This window comes from Armatimonadia bacterium (genome assembly GCA_039679385.1).
In the GTDB taxonomy this organism is placed as follows: domain Bacteria; phylum Armatimonadota; class Zipacnadia; order Zipacnadales; family JABUFB01; genus JAJFTQ01.
The window spans coordinates 1-24,634 of the sequence record JBDKVB010000066.1 but is presented as its reverse complement, the minus strand read 5'-3'; the positions used below and the strand labels follow the sequence as shown (position 1 = coordinate 24,634).

Sequence of the window (24,634 nt, the reverse complement as noted above, 5' to 3'; positions counted from 1 at the left end):
CGGGGGACGCAGACTCCCTTCGCTTCCGCAAGGCCGAGAGCTCCTGCCGCGTTTTCTCCAGTGTGACGAGGCGTCTTGCGCAACCGTGCCCCGGAGCCCTCCAGGGCATGCGCCCTGGTCAGAGCTTCAGCATCCGCCGGAAGGTCTGCAGGCTGACCCTCTGCCCCTCCGCGTCGGGGACCTCAATGAACACGGGGGCGTGGTTCAGTTGCCCCGCGTGCCAGGCCCAGAGGAAGGAACTGAAGGAGACCAGGGGGCCATGGAGGTCCGTCACCGGCTGATGGTTCTTCATTCCCCCGTCGCTCGACACCACCTGGTGCAGGTGGTACCCGCCCGTGTGTTGCCCGACAAGGGCGTACCAGGCTCCGAGTGTGAACTCGCTCGCGAAGGGGTCGTTGTTGCGCGCGTGGCCCAGGTCAAGCAGCATCCGGACCGTCTCCCTCCCCAACTGTGACCGCAGCTCATCGACCCAAGCGAGACACTCCTCAGGGAGGTACCCGTAGCGACGGGAATCGTCGGGCGCGTCCCTGGCGGTCATGTGCATGTTCTCGACGTGCACAAGCACCCCACGGGCAACCGCCGGTTCGAGCAGACGGCAGTAGAGGTCGCCCAGGCTGCGCCACGTCGGTGAATCAGGTTGCATGAGCCTCACCGGTGCGCGTGGCACGTGAACCGTCAGGGCCTGAAGGCCTCTCTCGAGACCAAGGCGCAGCAGGTCTCGCCAGGTCGCCAACTCGTCGGACGGAGCCCCGTCCTCTGTCCACGGCACATCAGGCATGTGCCAGGAGAGGTAACGGCCATCGGACGCACGCCATGCCTCCAGAGCATCACAAAGGCCCTCAAGCTCAGCCGCCGCAGCCTTCGCGCGCAGCTCCATACAGGGCACCTTCTCCGCAGCCGCCCGCAGCAGGCCGCCGCAGACATCTCGCGAACAGGCCAGGCCCAGCATCGCGCCGAAGTCCTCACTCTCGGCAGATGACCAACCGTCCGCGGTCCCGTCGGGGAAGCACAGGTCACTCCGGCGCCAGGCACCCTCCTGCAGCTCGAACATCACAAGGGCCGGCGGTCCGCCGATCGCCTTGTCGGGATCTACCCCTCGCACAACATGCAGCGTCGTCCCGGCCCAGTGGCATTGCCGGTCACGGTGCGTGTGGGCTGCAAGGACCAGTGACGGACGCACCTGCTGCGCCCAGGCCTCAAACCACTGTCTGCTCTCAGGCACCAGCGACTCCGGCGGGCAGTGGGTCACCACCACAAGCGCCCTGTCGCCAAGGCCGTGGTCGGCTTGCGTGAGGGCAAGACGGGCCTCGGGCGTCACCCCGCCCTCGGCGGTATCCACCAGCACTACCCGGCACTCCCGGTGATCCAGCACGGAGGCTGTCTCCAGGGCAGCCAGGACCGTGCTTCGTTGCGGCGGGTTGCGCAGGTCGGAGTTACCCGGTGTGATGAGATATGATAGGCCGCTTCGGTCCAGCTTGCTCCGGAAGGTGGTGGCGGCCTCGGGTGAACCGGCTGCCGTGACGTCGCCGGCCACAACAAGGAGGTCAGGCCGGCGAGTCCTTAGCGCTTCCAGTGCCCAGTCCAGACAGGCTTCCTGAGCCGTACCTGAGACTGAGGGCAAGTGGTTGTCGGCCATGACGGCCATCGTGAAAGGCATGCTGTCACTGTCGTCCTTCGCGTGTTCAGGGGAGGGCTGACCGCAGATCGAGAGATGCTACTGGAAGCAGTAGATGCGTGACTTGTCAGTGCTCGCGAACAGGCGTCCGTTCGCGACTGCGAGGCCCTTCACGACGCCCTCGACGGGAGCCTGCCACAGCTGGGCACCGTCCTCGGTCGAGAAGGCGGCGACCTTGCCAACTCCTCCGGCGAACAGGTTCGTACCGGCCAGGATCAGGCAGTCGGAGCAGTCCGTAGGCACTCGCCACCGGTAGCAGGCCTCTCGCCCTTCGGCGACCCTGGCGATCTTCTGTGTGAGGGCGTCGTACTCGGCGGTGCCGCGCTTCTGTTTGCTGCGCTCAGCATCGAGTGCGGCGATCTCGGCTCCGATCTGCAGGTAGCGCGTCCGGTCGATGCAGATCAGCTCAGCGCTGGTGGCGACGTAGCTGCAGTCGCGTGTCACCACGATATGACGACCGCCGGGGAAGGCAGCAAGGTTGTCGCGCGTAGACCCGCGGAACTCCTCAAGCGTTGCCGAGGTCTTGCCCGGCCCGTAGATCAGGGAGTCGTCCTCAGAGACCACGGCATAGGTGCCGCCGCCGCCACCCAACTGACCCTTGCGTTCCCCCGAAAGGCGAGTGAAGACCCAGGGTCCCGAGCGGCCACCGGGGAAGTAGACTCGCTCGGGCGAGGCCAGCACGTAGCCCTGCAGTGACATGTCGATGAACCGCTCACGATAGAGCCCCGGGCCGGTATCAGAGCCCAGGCGGGCGTCCAGAGCGCAGACATAGACGCCCTCCGCAGGGAAGACACCGGCAGCGCAGTAGACGACGCCATCCCGGACCACGACGCCGCTTCGGTTGGGCCAGAGAGAGACCAGCTTACCATCGCTGGGCACCTTGTGAGCGCTGGGCGCGATGGGCGTCTGCCACAGCAACGCACCGTCCGACAGGGCCAGGCAGTACACCACTCCGTCGTCGGCGCCGAAGTAGACTCTGCCGTCGACGACGTGCGGGGCGAACCGCACCGGTCCATCGGCCACGAAGTGCCATCTCGGGCGACCGGTCTTCGCATCGAGGCACCAGAGAGTATCCTCCGAGGGCGAGCCGAATAGCACACAGTCGCCCACCGCTGCAACCTGGAACACAGCATCGAGGTCCAGTCGGTCCGCGTTGTTCACAGTGGGTGAGTTGTAGAAGTCCCTCGGGGCCGGCCCAGGCCAGGCAGGCTGAATCGGGACGCTGGACTCATACGTCCAGCGCAGCCCAAGCGAGGCCACGCTGAGGCGTTCGGCCGTCGTGCCGCTACGCCGGGCATCGTGGTTGTAGGTCGGCCAGTCCTCGGCCCAACCCAGGGCAGCCGAGAAAAGCACAAGGGTGCCCCAGACCAGAGGCCGGGCGCGACCAGGTAGGTTCCCTGTCATCCGCGATTCTCTTCTCACAGGATCTTGCTCCCGAGGGCGGGCTCAGTAGTCGTTCTTCGTGCGGTAGGTCAGCGACGTGTAGACTGGCCAGCGGCAAGTGCAGCCGCCGGCGGACTCGGGAGACATGAGCAGACCGTTGCCGGAGATCATCCCGATCCAGCACCCAGACCGCAGCAGGTTGAACTCGCTCTGGGTGTTCGTGGTCAGGTTCCACACCTCGTCGCTGAGGTCCCGGTAGTGCAGCAAGGTGGCGGCCGCCGTGATCGTCCCGCACTTCGACCTGCCGGGGAAGGTGAGGTCGAGCTTGCTGCCCGTCTCCCAGTCGTAGACGTGGGGCTCCAGGAATAGCCGTCCCATCGTGAGCACCGGGTGCTGTATGTGGTGCCCGTGGTTGTTGGTGCGCCAGGGGTCCTCGGCCTGCCAGCCCGCGGCTCCGTCGCTGGTCGAGAAGGTCCGCAGGCGGTACTTGCCCCCAAAGGAGCTCACCACGGCAAGCCGTTCCGCGTCGCACAGCAAGTAGACCACGATGGGCTGCTCGGGATGCTCGAAGGGGCGTGTCCAGAGGACCTTTCCGGTGTGCACGTCGAGTGCCACCAGGCGGACGTCGCTCCACAAGGGGGCTCCGAGCTGTCGGCTGACAGCTTCCAGCGCCTCGGGGGCACGGCTCTCCAGAAAGTAGAGTCTGCCCCCGCTCATGGCGAGGGTCGAGTTGATCACAAGTCCACCGGAGTAGGTCCAAAGACGGGTGCCGTCATCGATGGCGCAGGCGAACAGGCTGTCGCTACAGACATTGAGCACGTCCCGCCCGGTCTGTCCATCGAACCAGAACCTGGGGCCCTTGTACTCGGTCTCGAAGTTGCCTCTCCTGACGGCGCTGCCCACCAGAACACCGCCGGTGCACGCCACGTAGCCCCAGAACATCTCCTCGTCGCTTTGGCCCTCGGTCACCGGGTAGCTGAAGTCGCGCTGACCGGTGGCGGTGTCGAGGCGCCAGCACCGGTCGCGCATTGCGACAAACAGGTGCCTATCGTCCGCACAGGCGTTGCCCGTGTTGCGAGGAAGGTTGTTGCGCAGCAGCCCAGGCATCTCCGTCGACCAGAGGATCGTTCCGTTGTAGGCATCCTGGGCGATGATGCGGTCGTTGGCGAGCGTGAAGAGCCTACCCGCGGTAGACAAGGGCCCCTGCTTGCGGGCCAAGCGATCCACCATTGCGTTGGGTCCCGGCAGGCCGAACCACTGGACTTCCAGGTTGTCGCCCGTGGTGCCGTAGACAAGGAAGTCTCCACTGCCGGCGGTCTGAGCGGCGTTCCCGTAGGCGTGGGTCCACTCGCCGGCCCCGGGCAGAGCCTCACGATGCTCAAGGATTGCCCACCGGCCGCCCGGGCCGTCCTGCAAGCGCCTGACAGGATCGCGTGGTGGAGGTGTGGTGCCCACGGCTGGAGTCGGTGCTCGGTCGGCCCCATCAGCCCCACGCAACCATGCCTGCAACGCTGTCTCACTTGCGGCAGGAGCGCCCACGTAGGCTTTCCCACCGAGTGGACGCAGCCTGGCGAACACCTCCGCAGCCGAGCCGGGAACGGCTCCCGAGGCCAACGCCTCGTTGGATATGACAAGGTTGAAGGTATAGTCGGCGAAGGGGAGGTTCGAGAGGCTATCGAGCTTGTGGAGAGTCAACCGCGGACCGTAGCATCCCGCCGCAAGGAGCGCCTCCCGTCCACGAGCCACGGCTGCGGCATCGGTCGAGACGCCTATCACCCTCAGTCCGGAGCGGCGGGCGATCTCCCAGCCAAGTCTCCCGTCGCCACAACCCAGGTCAAGGCAGTAGCCCCGGTCGATGCCACTGTCGCGCAGGATGAACTCGGCGGCCCGGGCGAACAGGTCATCGGTCGCGCCTGGTGGGTACGGTTCGGCCCCCGCGGGAAGTGGCGAGGGCGAGTAGTCGAACTGAGTGTCCAGCGGGTAGGCCGGCGTCTCCGTTAGAGAGTCACCCAGGGGGACACAGATCGAGTAGCTATAGGCCGTGTTCCGCTCCAGACCTTCCAGCCGCACACTGTGCGAGCACGTCAGCGCCTCGGTGCGGATGTCCTTCGGAGCGTCTCCCTGCTTGCCGAACTTCAGTACACTGGGGCAGGGCTTCTTCGTGTCCCAGTGTAGGGTCGCCACGCCCTGCGGGCCGAAGCTTGCCCAGGGACCATCCACCAGGATCGGCTCGAAAACCGGCCTTGCGACCGCAAGTGGTGGCGCACTATCGAAGGCCTGGCGCGTGCTCGCGTATCGCTCCCGCACTTCCTCCGCTGTCAGCGCGGTATCGTAGAGGCGCACCAGGTTCAGGGCGCCATCCATGCAGTTGAACTCGTCGTCGTCCTTGTAGGCGCCGATCATCAGGTCTGCCGGCGCGTAGAGGAGGTCACCCTTCTGCGCCTCCGAGGAGGTCGAGAGCTCTCCGTTCACATAGATCCGCAGCGACGAGCCGTCGTAAGTGCCGACCACATGACACCATTTCCGCAGCGGCACCGGCTGGGAGGCCAGAAGGTAGGTCATGGCGCCATTACCGTCGTCGGCGCCCTTACTGGACAGCCCAAAGGAGAAGCTACCCCTGCGGTTACCCAGCACCCAACCCTTCTCGAAGGTCCCGTTGTCCTGGAAGTAGCCGATGAAGCCGCCCCATTCGCAGGTCTCGCGAAGAGCCACCCAGACCTCGACCGTGAGCTTCTCGGCAGGCAGGTTGACTGCCTCGCCCTTTGGCCTGACGAGTACAGACTCCGTGCCGTCGAAGTCCATGTAAGCGGGCGAGGGAGACAAGCGTGCAGGTTTTGCTGCCGTGCCGTCGAGACCGCCGACGGAGGCCTTCACGCTCTGGCCTGTGACCTGGGTAGCATCGAGACGCCACTCCATCACCGGAGCGGGAGCACTCAGGACATGCCCCTCGCACAGCAGCAGGAGGGTGACCAGGAAGACTGAGACAGAAGGTTGTGTAGCACGCATTCGCATGCTCCTTGGTGGTCCGCCCAGGGACGTCAGCGACGTCCACTTACTTCGCCGGCACCGGCTTGAGTACCACGCACAGCACCTCCAGCGGCGCGATCTGCCGCTCAAGGTGGAAGGGCAGCGAACTGGACGCGGCAACCTGACGGAACTGCTCGCCCTCGGCGCTGCTGTACAACTGTACCTCCGCAGCAGGCCATGTCGGGAGGTTCCGGGTATCGAGGCCCACAGTCAGGGCACGGGCCTCCGGCGTCGGATTGACGAACACATGGGCGATGCGACCGTCGGCGGCCTGCCAAGAACTCGTGAGGACGGAAGGCTCGACGAAGGGCTCCCGGTGCCAGCCGTCCTTGCCCTGCACACTGATCTGGTAGGTCATCTCCGGCACCTGCAGCCGCAACGGGTGCAGCATCCTCCCGAGCATCAGGAAGGGCTCTCCCCCGCGCTGCAGCAGATGGGTGTGTTGGCGGATGACGGTCATCGGGTCCGGGTCGCAGTCCGCCACGACCGACTGGCTACCCCAGACCGAGACGCCCGGCGTGCGGCCGGTGATCAGGTTGACCGCATGGCAGCGGGTGTTCCACGGGTCCTTCCGCGTGGCGATCGGGCAACTGTCGCCTCCGTAACCGATGGCGTACTCGTGGTACAGATAGTCAAACAGAGGGATGCCCACAGCGCCGGGTGTGCCGCGATACCAGAAACGCTCCTTGTACTCGCGAACATGGAAGCCGTCGAGAACAGGGATCAGCTCCTCGTGCGGCTCCTCATGGAAGAGCACGGAGTCCGGCGACTTGCTCTTCCCGTAGGCGCGCATGTCCGCCAGGAGCGAGAGGAAATCGCGGGTCTGGTAGACGCCTGGGCCAACGGGATGGCCATGGTCCGGCGAGCCGCAAGCGGCCCCACCCCCCGAGGTGGTCTGGTCCATTTGCACGACGTCAATGCCCTCCTCGTGAGCGCGGTCAACGACCTGGTGGAGGAAGGTCCGCGTTCCAGGGGCAGAGACGCAGAACTGGTAGGAGTGACGTCTCCACGTGCCGCCGGGGCGGGACTCATTGAGCACGAAGCTCTGGAGCTCCCCGGTCTTGAGATCACGGACGAAGGAGGGCTTCCACTCCTCAGGCACGGGTGGCGTGTTGCCATTGTTGCCCTCGTTGAGATGCGTCCAGAACAGGCCGGAGAGGAAGACAAAGGGCCGCACACCCTCGGCGCGAAGCTGCGAGATGACCGGGCGCGCAGCCTCCTGGTCGAAGATCGGGAAGTAGTCGCCGGCTGACCACCGGCGGAAGTGCTCCCAGCCTGCGAGCATCAGAACGATGGGGCTGTCGGTCTTCGTGCGAAGAGTGTTCACGTGCTCCACAAGCTTCGGATAGTAGGAGCCCGACTCAACGCCGTCCTTATAGGTGCGGACCTCACACACGTGCACCAGTGGCCCGGCCTTCCACCAATCGGGGATGTCTGCGCGCTGATCGAGGGTGCGGCTGCACCACGCCTGCTGCACCGCCCAGCCTTTGTACAGGTCGGCGGTGTCGTGCCAGGTGCCCTGCGTAACGCCCACCACACAGGGATAGGGCGTCTCCCAATTGGAGACTTTGCCCGTGGAAGCCACGTATTCCTGTGTGAGACCGAAGCCCGTGGTCTGGCGCTGTATGGTCAGTCGGCGCAGGTTGGCCCCGGAGTCCTGACTCGCCAGGTACAGCCCCGCGCTCGTATCCTGGAAGGCGACGAACTGCGCGGACATCTCGCCGGGATAGCGGATCGACAGCGACTGGTTGGCGCTCCAGGCGGCGACAGGATTGCGGATCAGCGCACCCGGGTAGGTCGGAACCACCAAGACATCGTCCGCAGAGTCGCCGATCGCCTGCGGCGCCGCGAGCTGTGGGAAGCGCACGGACCGCACCTCAAGGGGCGTGTCACTGTGCAGACTCAGGCTCCAGGTGGTGAGCGGCCCCTTTGCGGGCACCGTCACTCGCACAGTCACAGTGATTCCGGCCACGGGGAAGTCGCCATAGGTGAGCGTGGCACGCCGGCCCTCGGGCACGGACTCAACAGAGACGCCGCTGCGCTTGGCCTCGAGACTCGTGAGCGTGATGGCGTCAGGACCTTCCGGCCCAAGGGAAAGCGAGAAGAGCGGCACCGGCGCAGAGTCGACGGCAAGGTTGACGCCGCTTGCACGGTGCGTCAGGCCCGCGACATGGACTGCAGGCGCAGATCGTAACGTCAGCGTCAGCGCGTCGCTTTGAAGGACTGTGTCCTGTGCCTTCGTCTCCATGAGGCTCATCGTCATCAGGAGCGGCAGGGCCCAGAGCATGGTTGGTCTCCTTTGTGGGGCGAGCGGCACGACGGATCGCACGTGCTTCGGCGCGGCCTTCCTCGCACAACCTGGATGAGGTTCCCCCTGGTATCTGAGCAGTCCTGCCGGAAGCCCTTCCTGCGCGGGTTCCCATTTCGCCAGACTAGCCCCAACCGTTCACCATCTGCATCAGGGCCCGCATGTAGCCGTGCGCGTAGGCCCGGGAGGCCAGCCCCAGAGGCGCGTCTCCCGCGACTTTCGGCCAGTGATCCGGCATCATTGCGTACTTGTACCCGAACTCATGATACAGGCGCATGGCCGCGACCATGTCCACGTCGCCCTCGTCGATGAAGACCTCGTCAAACCGCGGGCAGGCGCCGCGGACGTTGCGGAAGTGCACGTGGAAGATGCGGTCGCGCTCGAGGAAGTAGCGGACGATCCCCAGCACATCGGCGTCCTGCTGTTCGGCCAGCGTTCCCTGGCACAGGTTCAGCCCGTTGACCGGGCTGTCGACCAACTCGATCAGCTTCTTCATGCCCGCGAAGTCGCTGATGATACGCGCCTCACCCTTGAGCACGGGCGTCTGCGGCGGGTCCTGGATGTGCATCGCGAGCTTGACGCCTGCGGCCTCGGCAGTCGGAACGATCCGCTTCAGGAAGTACTCCAGTCGCTCCCACATCGTGTCGGCATCAACACCGTAGCCCGGCTCCGGCGCGAGGTCCTTGATCTTGTCGTAGTCGTACCGCCGGACGCCCGCGCCGCCTCTCCCCCATGGCCCGAAGTCACTGCCCCAGACGTCGATGATGCTCCAGGTCCACTCGATGACCGGGATTCCGTTGCGCCCGCAGACCTCAATCGTGCGGCACACGTCCTCGATCTCCTGGTCGCGTTCGGGGCGGCCGAAGCGAGCATTCCAGTACTGCGTGTCACGGCCCTGCGGGAGCAGGAACACGTCCAGCGTCAGGTCGTGCTGTGCGAGGCGGTCCTGCAGCTTGTGCAACTCGTCCTCGGGCACGACGCCACAGCCCTTCGGCGGCATGAGCTTGGCGCCGGTCACCTTGACGCACTCAACGCCGATCTGCTGCAGGAACTGCATGAACTCGTCGGAGAAGTCGTGTAGGTCATCACAGAGCTTCATCGCGACCTCCAGGCATCGGACTGGTACCGGCGGTGATCACGCGCTCGCATGTACCCCTTGACCGGCTGGGCGCTTCTGTCCGCCAGGATGCTGCGGAGCGTTGCCTTCGTCGCCTCGTCGGCGCTTCCCTCCCGGTAAGGTGGATCCTCTCAGCGCAGAGGCGCATGACCGCCTTCGCAAGGAGGACGACCGCGATGCGAGAGGAAGTGGTTCGCACACTAGACTTCTCAAGGCGACAGAACGACGGCGCGGGACCGACGAAGGCTCCTGCGCCCCAAGCTCGGAGGCTGATCTCTTGATGCCGTCGCAACTGCTCAGAAGCGGTCAGAGGGCGAGGTCGATCGCCAGAGGCTATGCGCTGCTGATCCCTGCACTCCTGGGGCTCGTCACGCTTGCGCACGCGCAATCGTCGGCACCGGCACAGCGCGAATGGGTGAGCTTCGACGGCCCCGGTGCACCGCAGGTGAGACTCGAGACGAAGATCCCCGCGGAGTCTGCCCGTACAGCGGGACCGGAGGGCCAGGGCGCCTGGCATGTGGTTGTGCCGGATATGAGCCGTGACGAGAGGGCCTGCGCCTTCAGCTTCCCGGTGCCGAAACTGGAAGGGCAGTTCACCACGGCCCGACTGTGGCTGAAGGGTGGCTCGAAGACCAAGCGGGTCGAGGTAGTCTTCCGGACGCCGAAGGGCAACTACGGAGCAGACGTGACCCTTACTCCCGAGTGGCGAGAGGTCGTGCTCGGTCCACGCGAGACCGGTCCGCTTCTGGGAACCCGCGACGGGAACCTGGTCCTGGCCGAGACCACGCAGGTGCGCCTCTGCTTCGGCGAGTGGCAGGGCAACACCGGCGGTCCGCAGGAAGTCAGCCTTGGGCCGATCACTGCTGTGGCCTTGCCGGTACTGGGTACCCCGCTGCCCCCGGAGAGCGTCGAGGCACCCCGAGTCCCGCTCCCGTTGCAGCCCTTCACGGTGGAGTTACTGGACCTTGCGCGCGGGCAGTGGCGGTTCCCGGATGCTCTGGGCCAGCGCCTGGAGCTGCCTGGTCCTGTGTCTGCGCAGGCCTTCGCGGGCGCATCTCAGGGCGCCCTGCGGCTTGCCTATCTGTGTTGCGACCCCGAGTTCCCCGACGACCTGCAGCACGCGACTCTGCGCGTGGCGGCGCCTCTGAGGAGTGAGGGCGACCAGTCCTGGTTCCGCATCGAGGAGCCGTACCTCGCCTGCACGGTTGTCGCACGTCAAGCCCAGGGCGGCGTGTACCAGTGCGAGCTTCGGGACATCACGCTCGGCCCGGCCACCACCGGCGACCGCTACCTGGCGGCGATGTACCTGATGGTCGGCGACAAGCCCTGCCTGCTGCAGCTGGTTCCTGAGGGTGGTGAGGGGCTGCAGGTGAGACTGACCACCAACCATGTCGGGCATGTCTTCAGTGGGGCGGAGCCGGTGAGGGTTACCCTGACCGGGCTCTGCCCCGGCGCTGCACAGACCTGCCAACTCGACCTCAAGCTGAGGGACTACGCCACGGGGAAAACCCTCTGGCACGGCACGCAGACTCTCTCCTGTGACGCAAGGTCCTGCACCGACACTACGCTGACCTTGCCCCTGGAGCGTTTCGGCGTCTTCGAACTGGTAGCAGAAGGAGGGCCTCAGCCCGCGACGCTGCGAGTCTGTCGTGTCCCGACTCCGCGTCAGGTTGACCCCGATGCCTCGACGATCGGCATGAATATCTTCCAACAGCAGATCTGGTGGTATGCCTACCAGGTGCCCCTGATGGCCCAGGCGGGCGTGCACTGGATCCGGCCGTGGCTGGCCTGGGAAAACGTGTGGTCCGTGCAACAGCCCACTGCCGATGTCTGGGACACTCGGGCTCTCGACGCGGCCCTGCGCCGGATGGAGAGCTACCGGATGGAGTACCAGGCCATCTTGTTCAACGCGCCGCAATGGGTCACAGGGAACGCGGGCTGGAGGGCTCCGCCGGAGGAACGCCTGGGACTGTGGTCAGGCTACGTCCGCCGACTGGTCAGCCAGTACAAGGACCGCATCCAGTACTGGGAGGTCTGGAACGAGCCGGACCTCATGTGGCAGGAGCAGACGCGCCACTCCGGCGCGCACTATGTGGCGGTGCTGAAGGCTGCCTGGGAAGCGGCGAAAGCCGCCGACCCCAACTGCAAGGTGCTGGGGCTGTCGCACGCGGGGTACATGGAGTGGCTGGAACGAGTCGGGCAACTGGGGGCGAAAGACTACTTCGACATCGCGACGATTCACAGCTACGCAGCGCCGAGCGGCTACAGTGCCGCCGTCAAGCAACGGCGGGACATGCTGGCCCGCTATGGCATGGGCGACAAGCCGCTGTGGATCAATGAGCTTGGCGCGACCGCCTATGACTTCAGCCCGGAGTACTCGCGCAAGTACTCGTGCTCGGAGTTGAAGCAGGCGAGCGTGCTGACCGCCAACTACGCCCTGTCTTTGTCCGAAGACCCGCGCATGAAGGCCTTCTGGTTCTGCACGTACGACCCGCGCGATTCCGCCCACGAGTCGGGCTGGGCCTGGGACGCCGGGATCGGCGTGCTGTACCTGGGCTTCCTGCCGAAGCTCTCCTACGCGGCACTGGCAGGTGTGAGTCACGAGCTTGACGGTCGCGAGTGTCTCGGACGTGCGGAGATTGGCGGCCGACGAGCGTCAGATCAGGACCTCGGCCTGCACCAGGTGTCCTTCGCCGGCCCCGTGGCGGTTGTCTGGGCCGATCATCCCGAGCGTGCTGCGCAGGTTCCGGCAACGGAGCTTGGCTGTCTGGCCAGTGAGCGTCTGCAGGTTCGGGACGCCTTCACGAATCCCGTGGCAGCAGGTCTCGCCGGTGATCTGCGCCTCGACCTCTCGCATGGGCCGTTGTACGTACAGGGCAGCGCACAGATGGCGGCGGCTGTTCGGGTGCAGCAGTCGGTGAGCCTGTCGACGGCGCAGGTCGCGCTGTCTCCGGGAGACAAAGCGGGTGTCTCCGTGCAGGCTCCCAGGGAGGCCGACGTCACCGCCGAGCCTTCACCCGATCTTGCCGTGACTACCCAGGTGACCAGGGCAGAGGATGGCACGCGGACGGTCGTACTTTCGGCTGACGCGGAGACGGACCGCGCGTCAGGAGTGGTTCTCGTCAGGGCCCGCTTCGCCCGGGGCAGCATGGGACTGCTCACACCTCTCGTGGTTGAGCGCGAGCTGGCCGTGAGCATCGGTGCGCCGAATCTGCTCAGGGATGGCGGGCTGCAGGCGCCCGGGCTGTCGCAGTGGACGCCCGAACGCACAAGCCCCTATTCGTGGGATGCTGCAGTAAGCCACTCGGGACTGGGCAGCCTACGCCTGGAGGGCCCCTTCGACCGTCGGCTCGTCCACTGGCATATCACCCCGACGGCCGGGCGCGCGATGAAGGTCCGTGCCTGGGCACGCAGTCGCGACCTTGCAGGCGGTCTGGTGACCCTGAACGTGGCTTTCTTCGGCGACAAGTGGCTGGGGAGTTGGTGCCTGGCCGCGACTGGTCCGGTGGGCGAACTGGAGACGGGCTGGCGGGTACTGCCAGACCTCGGACGTTTGCCGAGCGGCACGACGGACTGGACACTCGTGGAGGCGGTGCTACCTGCGGAGTCGATTCCGGCCGGCGCGGCTACAGCGGCCTTCTACATCGACGCCAAGGGCGGGGGTAGTGGCACGATCTGGTTCGACGACCTCGACCTCTGGCAGCCTGCGGAAGACAAGTAGACGCGAACCGTGACGGGGATTCGCTTCACCCGGACGGACAGACAGCAACTGCCTGTCCGTCCGGGCGTGGTCGCTTCGCAGGGGCATGGGCTCAGGCGACAGCAAGAGGGACGAGACGCAGGGCCCGAGGCGTCAGAGTCACGGTGGACTGGCCGTCCGCTGGGACCAGGCCGTCCTTGCGGCTGATTGTCACCGTCTGCTCGGAGCGCGTGTAGTTGGCGAGGAAGAGCCCTGCAGCTCCGTCGGGACTACGCCAGGCGCTGTGGAGGACTGCCGGGCGCTGAACAGTGAAGGGCTCGATGGTTGAGGGGCGCGTGAAGATGGTCCGCTGGATGCAGCTCACGTCGATGGTCTCACAATCCAGGGAGTCGGGCGACAGCATCTCGCCCCACAGCAGCCACTCGCGATGGGCGTGGTAGAAGCGGCTGAGCTCGAGGAAGAACTCGATGTCCTCGGCCAACTCGGGGTTGCTCAGGTGTGCAGCGGTGAGATTGGTGGCCAAGGGCTGGCAGCCACAGGCGACGGTACGGGCCATGTCGAGCGCGAACTGGTCCGGGCACAGCGCGTGCCAGTTACGTTCCTCGGTCGGATCGGGACGGGCCTCCTCAGGCCACAGCTCATCGTAGGGTGTGATGCCGTCGATGTGCGAGTAGTTGCCGAACACGACGGCGTGCCCATGATAGATGGCGTGGAACAGCGGGATGAGGTCTGCGCCCTTGCAGCCGCGAGCACCCCTTGATGCCTCGAAACTGGTCTGCAGCGTGATGCAGGCGTCAAGCAGGTCCTGGTAGACCTCGGAGACGCTCTCGCTGCTCAGCACCAGATTCGGATGGCGCTCCCGGACCTTGCGGAACAACTCCCGGAACCCCTGCACACCATAGCAGCCGCCACCAGGCACATGGCCGTGCTCCGTGCTGAAGCACGGGGTCGTGCCGCCGACGATGGCGATCTGGTCCATGTACAGGCCGTTGAGGCCCAGGGCGGCCCCGCCGTCGGCGGTGATCAGAGCCTGGCGATGCCATCCCTCAGCGGCGCCACAGGTGTGCATCAGGCGGCGGTTCATCCACGTGTTGTAGATCACGCCCCAGTATTCGCCGTCGCGCAACACGGTCGTGCACTTGCGACCTTCGGTCTCCCAGCGTGGCTCGTCATGGTCCCAGGACATGCCGTTGGTGTAGACCTGAACGCTGACGTTGTTTTGCTGCAGGTCGGCCACGGCGCCGCGGAAGGCGTCAGTGCCCTCGCGTGGTGGGAAGTAGTCGGGGTAACTCGTGTCGTAGGGATGCTTGTGCCACCAGTACCAGTCAAGGGCCACGGGCAACTCCAGGCGTCGTGCGACCTCTTTGGCCACCGGGCACACGTTGCTGATGCGCCCGCGGAGCCACAGCCAGCAGGCCAACTCGGCCACATAGGTGCCACGCCGCTGGTCTGGCCCGCGTGAGGCCCACTGCTGCTGGATTGCCCAGGGCCGGTAGATCTGTGCGGACTCATACCAGCCGCCGACGAAGGGAGCCAGCGACACGCGATAGCCGGGGAACTCCTGGGCACCGGAGGTCGGCTGCGGAAGCAGGTGCTCGATGCAGAGCTGAGCGGTTCCCTGTCCCACGCGGAGAAGAACCGCCTTCATCCAGCCGTCGGCGTCGCGCGCGTCCAGGTGCAGTCCGATGCCCTCGCACAGCCAGGCGGTGATCTGCATGTGGGTCCACTCGCGCCGGTAGGCACTCATGTCCTCGGCGTCAAGGGCCTGACTCAGCGGCTCGTCCACGAGCATGCCAAGGTCAAGCGGAACCACCCATTGTGCGCCCCTGGTGTACGGTACGCGCACCTCCGGGAAGTTGAGGGCAGCGGGCTTGAGACCCTCCGGCAGCTCGACGCGTTCTAGGCGTCCCTGGAGCAGGCCGTCGACCAACTCCCACTCCAACGCCACGGAAGCTTCGACCTGCCGGCCGTCATCGTACTGCAGACGGTCGAACTCCAGGTGCAGGTGCGTCGCATCGGGCTGTACAACCCGAGCGGCACCGCATGGCCGCAAGGTCTCAGGCTTCTTGTAGTCCCACTCCGTACGCAAGGACCAGCCGAAGCACGGAGCGTTGAAGTTCCAGGCACAGCCTTCGCGTCCGAGGCCCAAGAGCTGCCCCTGGCCGGAGAACAAAGCGACCAGCCCGGAGGCGTCCTCCAGCCGAATCTCGCCCGTCCCCTTCTCCCGACAGACACACATCGCACTGCTATCCATAGCTCTCGATCCTTCTCATCTGGCTTTGGGTGTTCGACCTCCGCCCTCACGCCCCCAGCTTCTCCAGCCCACGCTCCAGCTTCTGCTGTCTCACCTGGGGCTCCTCACCGGGCCAGTGGCACAGTTCCGCGAGCCCCTCCAGGTGGCTGCGCAACACCCCGAGGTACTCCGCAAAGCTCATGACCTGCCCCTCCTCCATCCCCAGGAACTCCAGCAGGCGCACATCCAGCGCATCGTTGTAATCGTGCTTCGAGACGGGCGGATCAAAGCCGCCGATGACATCATCACAGCGCCCCTTGACCAGATGCTTGCAGGGAGCGCAGATGTCATCGGCGCCGATGCCGAACTCGATAGCCACCGTGGGATCAGCGATCACCTTCGCCGCCACAGTGTGGACCGCATGGCCGTACGCGCTGGGTTCAAAGGGCTGTCCCGCGCCGTACTGGGTGATGATGTCAATCAGATGGTGGGGCCTTGCGCGCATGGTCGCCTCCTGTTCCGGAAGCAAGGGTGCCTTCACAACCCTTGCCTAAGGACCGCCACACGCGCTTTCGCCGAGGGTCGTCAGATACCCTTCCCCGGTGCAGGAGGTCACTGCTTGGTGCCGGAGATCAGCAGCACTAGAGGCAAGCCGGTGAGTGGAGCGGTCTCCCACTCCTCGCGCCCGTCGTCGAACTCCTCCAGGATATCCACCACACACCCGGCCGAGAGGATTGCGGTGACCATGTCGCTGACGGTCCAATGGAACTCGTACTGGACGAGTGGCGTGTCGTCGCCGGCGCTGTCAGTCTGGCCGCTGTCGTAGGGATGCGGACCCCGGTCGAAGTAGCTGTACTCGACTTCCAGGCGATCCTCGGCGGAACCGAAGACCCTCCGGAAGGGATGGTACTCGCTCACGACCAGCCGTCCGCCGGGGCGCAGGATCCGAGTGGCCTCGGCGTAGTAGGTGCGCAGGTCTGAGACCCAGACCGCGACGTGCCCTCCGGTGTACACCAGGTCGAAGGTGCCATCAGGTATCGCGCTCAGGTCTGTCACGTCGGCGCGCAGGAAGGCGATGTGCAGACCAAGCGACTCGGCACGCTGTCGGGCGATATCGAGTTGCTCCTCGGAGATGTCAACCGAGGTGACCTGCGCTCCCATCCCAGCGAGTGCGAAGACGACCTCGTTGTCCCCGCTTCCGAGCACGCAGACCGAGCGGTCACGCAGGTCTCGGAGCAGCGCCAACTCCCGCTCGTGAAGCGCCAGGCCGGGGTCAGCGACACACCGGCGCCAGACGCCACGACGCTCAGCTGATTGCGCCCAGTCCGGTGCCATCCGGTCCCACACCCTTCTATTCGCCTCGTGCATGTCCTTGCCCACTGCCACGTCGCCTCCGTTCGGTCCTTCGCGGTGGCTTCCGCCGGGGCGGTACCGGCCCGAACTGGGTGCCTATTCGCCCTGACCGCCGGTCTCTTCCTTCCTTGCCCTTCGCGTGCAGCCAGTGCAAGGACGAAGGAGCCATAAGGCGAGAGGAGGAACTCAGCGCCGGTCCTGCTGCCTCACGAACTCTCTCTCACCAGAAGGAGCGCATCGTGCCTGACATCACCCTCCCAAATGGCGAGGTCCTGCGCCTGGAGGCCATCACACCCCATATGTTCCGAGTGCGCAAGAGTCGTGACGGCTGCTTTGGGGAGGCCGGCCTCGTACGGTATGGGATCCTCCGGACAGAGTGGCCGGCAGTGGAGGCGAGCATCACGGAGGAGGGCACGACCTTCACCCTCTCGACCGGGCAGGCAAGCCTGACGGTCTGCAAGGACACGGGGAGCACAAGGCTGTGCCGCGCGGACGGAAGCGTGCTGGTACGGCAACCGGACGCCACAAGCCCGCAGCAAGGCTTCCGGGCCGAGTTCTCGCTCGCCGCGGAGGATCGCCTGTATGGTCTTGGCGACGAGACGCGCGACCGGCTCAACAAGCGCGGGCATCAGACGCGGATGATTGTGCGCAATGTTGCGAGCTACGCGCCCCTTCCCTTCCTCATGAGCACAGGTGGCTGGGCCGTCTTCCTCAATAGCACCTGGTTCCATCAAGTAGACGCCGGGGCGACCTGCGCTGACCGTCTGGTCTTCTCGGCGGACCAGGGCGAACTCGACTACTACCTGATCGTCGGCGAGACGCTGCCCGTTCTGCTGGACCGGTACACGGAACTCACCGGCCGACCGGCGCTCCTGCCACAGTTCGGTTACGGCCTCACCTGGGTGTGTGATGAGCGCGGTGTGCGGGCACGCGATGTGCTGTACGAGGCCCACATGTTCCGGCGCGAGGGGATCCCGCTCGATATCGTGGGGCTCGAGCCCGATTGGATGGAGACCCACTACGACTTCTCGGTCAACAAGGAGTGGAGCAAGGAACGATTCCACCAGCCCTTCTGGATGCCTCATCAGAGGCCCGGCGGATTCACGGCGGCTCTGCGCAACATGGGGTTCAAGCTCAGCCTATGGCTGTGTTGCGACTATGACGTGACCGAGTACGAGGAGCAACTGCTCGCGCCGCAGGACGCCAAGCCCGGCGCGACGGCCATCAGCGAGGACCGATACGACGAGGACATCGTCAAGGACCCGCACTTTCACCCCGCCTACCAGGACCGGATCACGAAGCTGGGAGAGCCCTGGTTCGCCCACCTGCGGAAGTTCGTGGACAACGGCGCAGCGGCCTTCAAGATGGATGGCAGCAACCAGATCTGCTTCCACCCCGACCGCAAGTGGCGCAACGGGATGGAAGACGCCGAAGTGCACAACCTGTATCCCGTCCTGCTGGCGAAGCAGATGAGCCAGGGCTTCGTGGAGCACACCGCACGACGGGCAATGATCTACACGGCCGGTGGCTACACCGGCGTTCAGCAGTACGCCGCCACCTGGGCAGGCGACACCGGCGGGGATGCGAAGCCGCTGGTCTCGCTGCTCAACCACGGGCTCTCGGGGCATTCGAACACTAGTTGCGACATGCAGGTCTGGAACAAGGCAGGCATCCACTTCGGTTTTCTGCAGCCGTGGTCGCAGATCCTGTGCTGGCACCAGTACAACCAGCCATGGTTTCTGCCCCCGGAGATCTACGAGGTGTTCAAGTTCTACGCCCGTCTCCGCTACCGCCTCCTGCCATACCTGTACAGTGCAGCCCACGTTGCCCACCGCACCGGGATGCCGATCCTGCGGGCCATGCCCCTCGTCGCGCCGGAGGACCCGCGCAGTGACGAGCTGATCCTGCAGTACATGCTGGGTGAGTGGCTGCTGACCTGCGCCTTCACCGACACGATCTACCTTCCCGCCGGGAAGTGGACTGACTACTGGACGGGCGAGATCCATGAGGGGCCCCAGGAGCTGCGCTATGAGCCCCCTGCCGACCGCGGCGGGCCACTGTTCGTGAAGGCAGGAGCCCTGCTTCCGACCTGGCCTCCGATGGACTACGTGGGCCAGCGCTCAGTGGAGACGATGGGGCTGGAGATCTTCCCACACGAGGACAGCGGGTTCACGCTCTACGAGGACGATGGAATCACGGAGGCATACCGCGAGGGACAGGTGGCAACCACGCACATCACCTGCCATGAGCGAGACGGCGAAGTCAGCGTGGACCTTGGCCCGCGAGTGGGTAGGTATGAGGGGATGCCGGAGCGACGGTTGTGGGAGCTGACACTGCACCTGCCGGAGGGGGCGACACGCGTTTTCGTGAACGGGCAGGAGCAGTCACTCGAGACCGCCGAGGCTGCAACCGGGGTTCTGCGCACGTCCGTGCCCGAGGGTCAGACGCGCTAACGCGACGCCGGCAACCATGACACTCGACAGCACGGCGCCCGGGATCGCTGATCCAGGCTGCAAGCGACACCCGGGCTCCGTGCCACGCATGTACACTACTTGCCCATTGCCCGCAGCGCCTTCAGGCTCCGGCCTGACACCTCAAAGCCCAGACCGTCAGCGCCACCCTCCTCGACGACATACCACTCCACCGGCTGCTCCGCATCACACAGCCTGAAGATGGTGTCCCAGTCAGCCTTCCCCTCGCCGATGACCGAGCCCTCAGGTCCGCCGAAGTCCTTGAGGTGCAGGGACCGCGAGCGCCCCGGGAACTTGCGCAAGGTGCCGATGGGGTCGCCACCGCCATTGGCGCAGTTGCCGATGTCCATCTGCATGATGACTTCCTTGCGAGTGTTGCTGAACAGGAGGTCCCAGGCGATCTCGCCGTCAACCGTCGCGAAGTCGAAGCCGTGAGCGTGATAGCCCGAGAACATCCCCTCGGCGGCCAGCTTCTCCGAGGCGTCGTTGAGAATGCCCGCGAGCTCCATGATCGTCTCGCGCGAGCTCATGCGAGGCTTGTCGGCGGCGATGACCAGGAAACGGTTGCCCAGGATTCGGTTGAGCTCGATCGTCCGGCTCAGATTGTCACCGAGCAGGGCTGACGTCGCCAGATGGAACCCGCAGCAGGTCAGGCCGGTGTCGTCGTACATGCGGCGGATCTCGGCCGGCGAATGTCCCATCCATTCGAGGGCCTCGCCGTTGTAGCCCCACGGTTCGGCACCTTCATAGCCAAGTTCGGCGACCGCCTTGAGGGTCGCTGCGAGGTCCTTCTGGACCTCACCGCGCACGGAGTAAAGCTGAAGTGCGATAGGAATCTTGCCCATGGGATCGCTCCTGGAGGTGATGTCTTGGGTACTGGTTGTGACCTTCGCCGGAGGGTGCCCAGAACCCTTCCAGCGGTACCGATATGGGTAGCCAGAGCCACCGAGAGGGACGACAGCGCTGAAGGGCGAAGTGAGAAGCCTTCGACTGGAGGCACTTGCGACGAAGGGGGCGCCGGGGGTCGAGGTGCGGGTCTGCTGGTGCAAGACGACATCCACGACTATAGCCGCATCATGGCATCTGGAACCATATTGTTGTAGCCCGCGTTACCATATACAGAGACTGGAGGCCAATAGTGGCTACCGCCTACGGCGTGTACCCAGAAGAACATGAGGTCGTCGAGAATAACGAGGAGCGGACCATTACCGTCCGCAACCGTTTATACTCCATCACGCACAGTCTCAACCAGGGCGGGGCGATTGTCGGCGTTCGCTACCACAAGGGCAGCGACCGCAACCTACTGCTCGACGCCTGCACGGGTGAGGTAGCTCTCGCCGGTGGTGGAGTGTTCAGCGAGCGGCACGACAACCAGACGAAGCTGACTATCGAGCGTCGGGGGCTTGAGGTACAGCTCACCTTCGAGGGCATGCTGCGCGATGCCGAGGGTCGTGACTGCGGTGTCGGCTACGTACACACCTATCTGCACCGCTGGGGACACGTCCGCGTTGACAAGCGCTTCTCCTTCAAGCCCGGCACCCGTGTCAGCCGCCTCTGCCTGCACTCCTGGCTACTCCAGCCGGAACTGTGCCACTACGGGTTTCGCCCCGGAGCGCCTGCCGAGGTGGCTACCTGGACCGGGGCCTTCGGTGTCTGCCAGTGGGGACGCTTCACACCGGGCAAGGCTTTCGACTGCCCCTGCGAGAGCCGCTTCGTGCCCCGGTATGTCTGCTGCGCCGATCCGGGTCGTGAGGGTATCGAGTGGTTCGTCGGCTCCGACCTGTCGCAGTGGGATTACCAGGTCGCCGGCAAACCAGGTCACGGGAGCTTTCGCCTTGCTCCCCATACACGCCAGCCGGGCGTAGGCTTCAGCGTCTCGGTCCTGGACATCCCGCGCGGCGGGCTGACGCTCTCCGGCGACTATACCTTCCGCTACTTCCTCGGCGTGCCCCTCATCTCCGGCCAGGCCAACAAGCTCTTCCTGCACACGGCCTTCAAGCGCAAGAACTGGCCCACCACTGAGGAGATCAGGGGCTGGGCCGAGAGAGGGATCGCCAGCGCTCACTTCCACCACGACGGCGACACCTTCCGCGACGGGCAGTTCTGGCGCGATGGCTCGTACCCACCTTTCGGCCCGGAGGACATGGCGGAGTACGACCGGGTCATCAGGGACTGTCAGCAGCACGGGATTCGCGTAGCGACCTACTTCTCCAACAAAGAACTGCACCCGTCCGTCGAGGAGTATCAGCAGCACGGGGCCGACTGGGCGAGACTGCCGGACGACTCCTATCAGCAACTTCACAACGCCTACTCCGGCGATGAGTACGGAGCGCAGATGTGCCTGCGTTCCGGCTGGCTGGAGTTCCACAAGGCCTACATCGACAAGGTGCTCAGTCATCACCCGCTCGATGGCACCTATTACGACTGGAACGTGGCACTGTACTGCCACAACCTGCGGCACGTGCCGGGGCATGAGCACGAGAATCCGGAGCCTGGTTCGGGCGACTGGGCGCAGTCGCCGGCAGGTCACTGGGATATCGAGGAGCTGCTGGACCTCGTGGCCTGGACCCGACAGCGCGTGGGGCCCGACGGCCTCATGATCCTGCACAACACGATGGTGCCGATGGCGGCGACCGAGAACTACGCCGACTCGATCGTGGCGATGGAGTGGGGCTACTCGCGGCTGTCCTCAGGCGCACCGGCTCTGGAGGACCTGCCCCTGGAGTGGAGCTTCATGGGCCACCGGTCCCGTGCAGTGATCGGCTACGGCTGCCTCGAGAAGGACGCGCCGGAACGTGTTCATCGGCAGATGACCGTGCGTTCGGTCCTGACTTGCTCTCCGCCCTGGCCGGCCGACGAGCTGGCGACCGGGATGTTCGCGCCGCTAGGCGGTCGTGACCTGAGCCAGTTCCGCTTCGCCGACCCGCGCTGGGCACCGGTTCAGACCGGCGACAGCGAGACCGCAGCCGCCGTCTACCATCGGACCGATGAGGCGCTGCTGGTGATCGGCAATCTCGCAGAGAACGAGCGACCCGTGCGCTGCTGTATAGACACGTCCGCAACCGACCTGGCGCCTGCGGCAGAGTACAGGGTGCGCATCGGTGCCACGGAGCTGAGCATGACCGCCGAGCAACTGGCCGGCCAGGGCCTTGAGACCGTTGTTGGCGGCGACGACATCGCGGTCGTCACCATCAGCCCGCGCTGACCTCGACCCGTGACCGTGGAGAGGGCCCCGTTCCCTTGGCCCTCTTCACTCCACCTGAGGACGATTGCCCTTTGATATGACGCTTCCGGCCTACGGCCTTCAGTTCGTACCCGGGGGATCAAAATGAGGACGCGACTGCTGCTGTGTGTGCTCGTGCCTTTGGTCTGCTGCGGATGCTATGTGGGACCTGCCAGCCGTCGATCCGGCTCAGAGCTCGACACCGGCCGGCGCATACCCTATGCGCAGAAGATGAAGACGTCCGCGAGCAAGGCGGGCGGCGCTCGAAGGATGCTGGACAAGAACGGCTTCGTTGTGCTCGGGCGTGCCGAGAGCTGGGAAATAACGGCGCCCTACCTCGACCAGCTACGCCCAGTCTTCATCACCTCGGACGCGGTGCTCTACGTCTTCCACTGTCTCTTCCGCGACGGTCTCAGCGAATACGAAAAGCGGCGGCTTCTGCCGGAGCTGCGACGCATGACCAAGGCGGCGCTTGCGGCTGCGATCAGCGAGCATCGCCAACTGGCCGGCGTTGCTCTCCTGGGCGAGCCCGCGAGACGCAATGTGGTGCTCTTCTCGGTGGCGCAGGCACTGCTGGACGGGAACGCCCCCGCGGTGGAGAGCACAGAAAGCGCCGACCTCGTTGCCAAGATCAACGCAGCGTCCGGGTTCGGCCCCTATCCCGCGGAGGACTTCACGCAGTATCTGCCGCGCGGAGCCTACGCGAAGGACCCCGAGCTCTCGCGCTACTTCCGAGCGATGAAGTGGCTGAGCCGAGTCATGCTGCCGGTCGTGCTCGGTTGGGGCGATCGGCAGCCTGACGCCAACCTTAGGCTGCGCCAGGCATACCTCCTGGGACGGTTGTGCGAGCGCTCAGAGATCCGCCCGGACTGGCAGCACCTCTACGACGAGATCAGCTTCTTCGCAGCCGCTCCCGACAGCATCACGCCTCCCGACTTCTACAGCGTCGCCCGCCGCTTCGGCGATAGGCTCGATGACGACTGGGTTCGCAAGGTGCGGGAGGAGTACGGGAAGCCCCAGTACCCGGCTTCTGCTATCTGCCCCGTGCTCCAGGGCAGCCCCGGCCAGGCTCCGGGCAAGTACGTGCAGTTCATGGGCGAACGCTACATTCCCGACGGGGAGATCCACCAGCAGACAACCTACCCGTATGTGTCCGACCGGGTTATCCCCAGCGGCCTTGATATCGGTTACGCGCTCTTCGACAGCACTCGCGCGGACCTCCACCTGGGCGATCAGTATCAGCAGTACCCGGGCTTGCGACCAGCGCTTCAGCGCCTGCACCAGCGCTTCGCCAAGTACGAAGGGGACGCAAAGCACCCGACCCTCTACGCGGAATGGGTGGCCGCCCTTCGCGCCACAGTGCACCCAGACGTTTCGGCGCATGTCCCCGCCTTCTTCGGGAGCGACGCCTGGCAGGACAAGGCCCTGACGACGGTGCTGGCAGCCTGGACCTACATGCGGCACGACTTCGTGCTCTACGCGAAACAGCCGGTAACGCCCTCCTGTGCCGGTCGGGAAGTCATGGTCGAACCGGTACCCGAGGCCTATGGTCGTCTGGCTGAGATGGCGGAACGTCTTGGTGAGCGCCAGTTCGCCGGAATGACCGACCTGGGCCAACTGTGTCGAGCGCTGGAAGCCTTCTCGCGAGCACAGATCGCTGGTCGCGACCCCTGGGAGGCCCTCTCGAAGCTCTCTGGCCCACAGGTGAACTGGGGCTTCTACCTGCCCTCCTTCGGGCAGTGGCTGCTGGAGTACTTCTCAGCCCACGCGTCACCGGAGCACCCAGCCGTCGTCATGGACGTCGCCACGGATGCGAACACCCACAAAGTCCTCCACGCAGCGACCGGACCGCTGAACCTCATCGTCGCGAGGGGCCCCGGGATGAACGGAAAGACGCAGGAGTACAGCGGGCTCGTGCTCAGCTACTACGAGTTCACCAGGGACGACATGCAGCGGCTCACGGACTCGCAGTGGGAGCAAGAGGCCCTGGTGGGAGGGAGACACCGCCAGCACCGTCCGTCCTGGGTCAGCAGCTACATGTACAGGCCCTGAGCGGCCAAGGCGGGCCGCGAAGAGGTGTGAGAGTAGTTCCTGTTCTTCGGGCAAAGGTGGCGGGGAGGTCGTCCTGACTACAAGGACCTCCC

Annotated in this window: 13 protein-coding genes; 4 read left to right on the top strand and 9 right to left on the bottom strand. The window is 65.4% G+C overall.

Annotated features, from left to right (window positions below; translation table 11 throughout):
* Positions 1 to 118: 118 nt before the first annotated feature.
* The 5 genes from ABFE16_06475 to ABFE16_06455 form a co-directional block, all read right to left on the bottom strand.
* Positions 119 to 1,657: a metallophosphoesterase gene (locus tag ABFE16_06475; GenBank protein ID MEN6344934.1), complete on the bottom strand. Its 1,539-nt coding sequence runs from the start codon at positions 1,655 to 1,657 to the stop codon at positions 119 to 121.
* A 57-nt stretch (positions 1,658 to 1,714) separates the two neighbouring features.
* Entirely contained in the window at positions 1,715 to 3,079 is a 1,365-nt protein-coding gene (locus ABFE16_06470; protein ID MEN6344933.1) for a PQQ-binding-like beta-propeller repeat protein, read from the bottom strand.
* A 42-nt stretch (positions 3,080 to 3,121) separates the two neighbouring features.
* Positions 3,122 to 6,064, bottom strand: a complete 2,943-nt coding sequence (locus ABFE16_06465; GenBank protein MEN6344932.1) for a LamG-like jellyroll fold domain-containing protein — start codon at positions 6,062 to 6,064, stop codon at positions 3,122 to 3,124.
* A gap of 46 nt (positions 6,065 to 6,110) precedes the next feature.
* Positions 6,111 to 8,372 (bottom strand): DUF6259 domain-containing protein, encoded by a 2,262-nt coding sequence (locus tag ABFE16_06460; protein ID MEN6344931.1) that lies wholly within the window; start codon positions 8,370 to 8,372, stop codon positions 6,111 to 6,113.
* Positions 8,373 to 8,517: 145 nt separating this feature from the next.
* Complete coding sequence (locus ABFE16_06455) at positions 8,518 to 9,492, bottom strand: mannonate dehydratase (GenBank protein MEN6344930.1); 975 nt, start codon at positions 9,490 to 9,492, stop codon at positions 8,518 to 8,520.
* 298 nt (positions 9,493 to 9,790) lie between these two features.
* On the opposite strand from ABFE16_06455, the gene ABFE16_06450 reads away from it, so the two are divergent.
* Positions 9,791 to 13,231: a hypothetical protein gene (locus tag ABFE16_06450; GenBank protein MEN6344929.1), complete on the top strand. Its 3,441-nt coding sequence runs from the start codon at positions 9,791 to 9,793 to the stop codon at positions 13,229 to 13,231.
* Positions 13,232 to 13,322: 91 nt separating this feature from the next.
* On the opposite strand, the gene ABFE16_06445 is transcribed toward ABFE16_06450, so the two are convergent.
* From ABFE16_06445 to ABFE16_06435, 3 genes are all read right to left on the bottom strand, one after another.
* Positions 13,323 to 15,464, bottom strand: coding sequence for a DUF6259 domain-containing protein (locus ABFE16_06445; protein ID MEN6344928.1), 2,142 nt, complete (start codon positions 15,462 to 15,464; stop codon positions 13,323 to 13,325).
* A 46-nt stretch (positions 15,465 to 15,510) separates the two neighbouring features.
* Complete coding sequence (locus ABFE16_06440; protein MEN6344927.1) at positions 15,511 to 15,948, bottom strand: DUF1284 domain-containing protein; 438 nt, start codon at positions 15,946 to 15,948, stop codon at positions 15,511 to 15,513.
* Between the two features lie 107 nt (positions 15,949 to 16,055).
* Positions 16,056 to 16,778, bottom strand: a complete 723-nt coding sequence (locus ABFE16_06435; protein MEN6344926.1) for a class I SAM-dependent methyltransferase — start codon at positions 16,776 to 16,778, stop codon at positions 16,056 to 16,058.
* Positions 16,779 to 17,035: 257 nt separating this feature from the next.
* Between ABFE16_06435 and ABFE16_06430 the strand changes: the two genes are divergently transcribed.
* Entirely contained in the window at positions 17,036 to 19,249 is a 2,214-nt protein-coding gene (locus ABFE16_06430) for a TIM-barrel domain-containing protein (GenBank protein ID MEN6344925.1), read from the top strand.
* 95 nt (positions 19,250 to 19,344) lie between these two features.
* On the opposite strand, the gene ABFE16_06425 is transcribed toward ABFE16_06430, so the two are convergent.
* Entirely contained in the window at positions 19,345 to 20,112 is a 768-nt protein-coding gene (locus tag ABFE16_06425; protein ID MEN6344924.1) for a TIM barrel protein, read from the bottom strand.
* A 293-nt stretch (positions 20,113 to 20,405) separates the two neighbouring features.
* On the opposite strand from ABFE16_06425, the gene ABFE16_06420 reads away from it, so the two are divergent.
* Entirely contained in the window at positions 20,406 to 22,472 is a 2,067-nt protein-coding gene (locus tag ABFE16_06420; protein ID MEN6344923.1) for a DUF6259 domain-containing protein, read from the top strand.
* 123 nt (positions 22,473 to 22,595) lie between these two features.
* Positions 22,596 to 24,542 carry a DUF3160 domain-containing protein gene (locus ABFE16_06415; GenBank protein ID MEN6344922.1) on the top strand — a complete coding sequence of 649 codons (1,947 nt, stop codon included), beginning with the start codon at positions 22,596 to 22,598 and terminating at the stop codon, positions 24,540 to 24,542.
* The last annotated feature ends 92 nt before the right edge of the window (positions 24,543 to 24,634 follow it).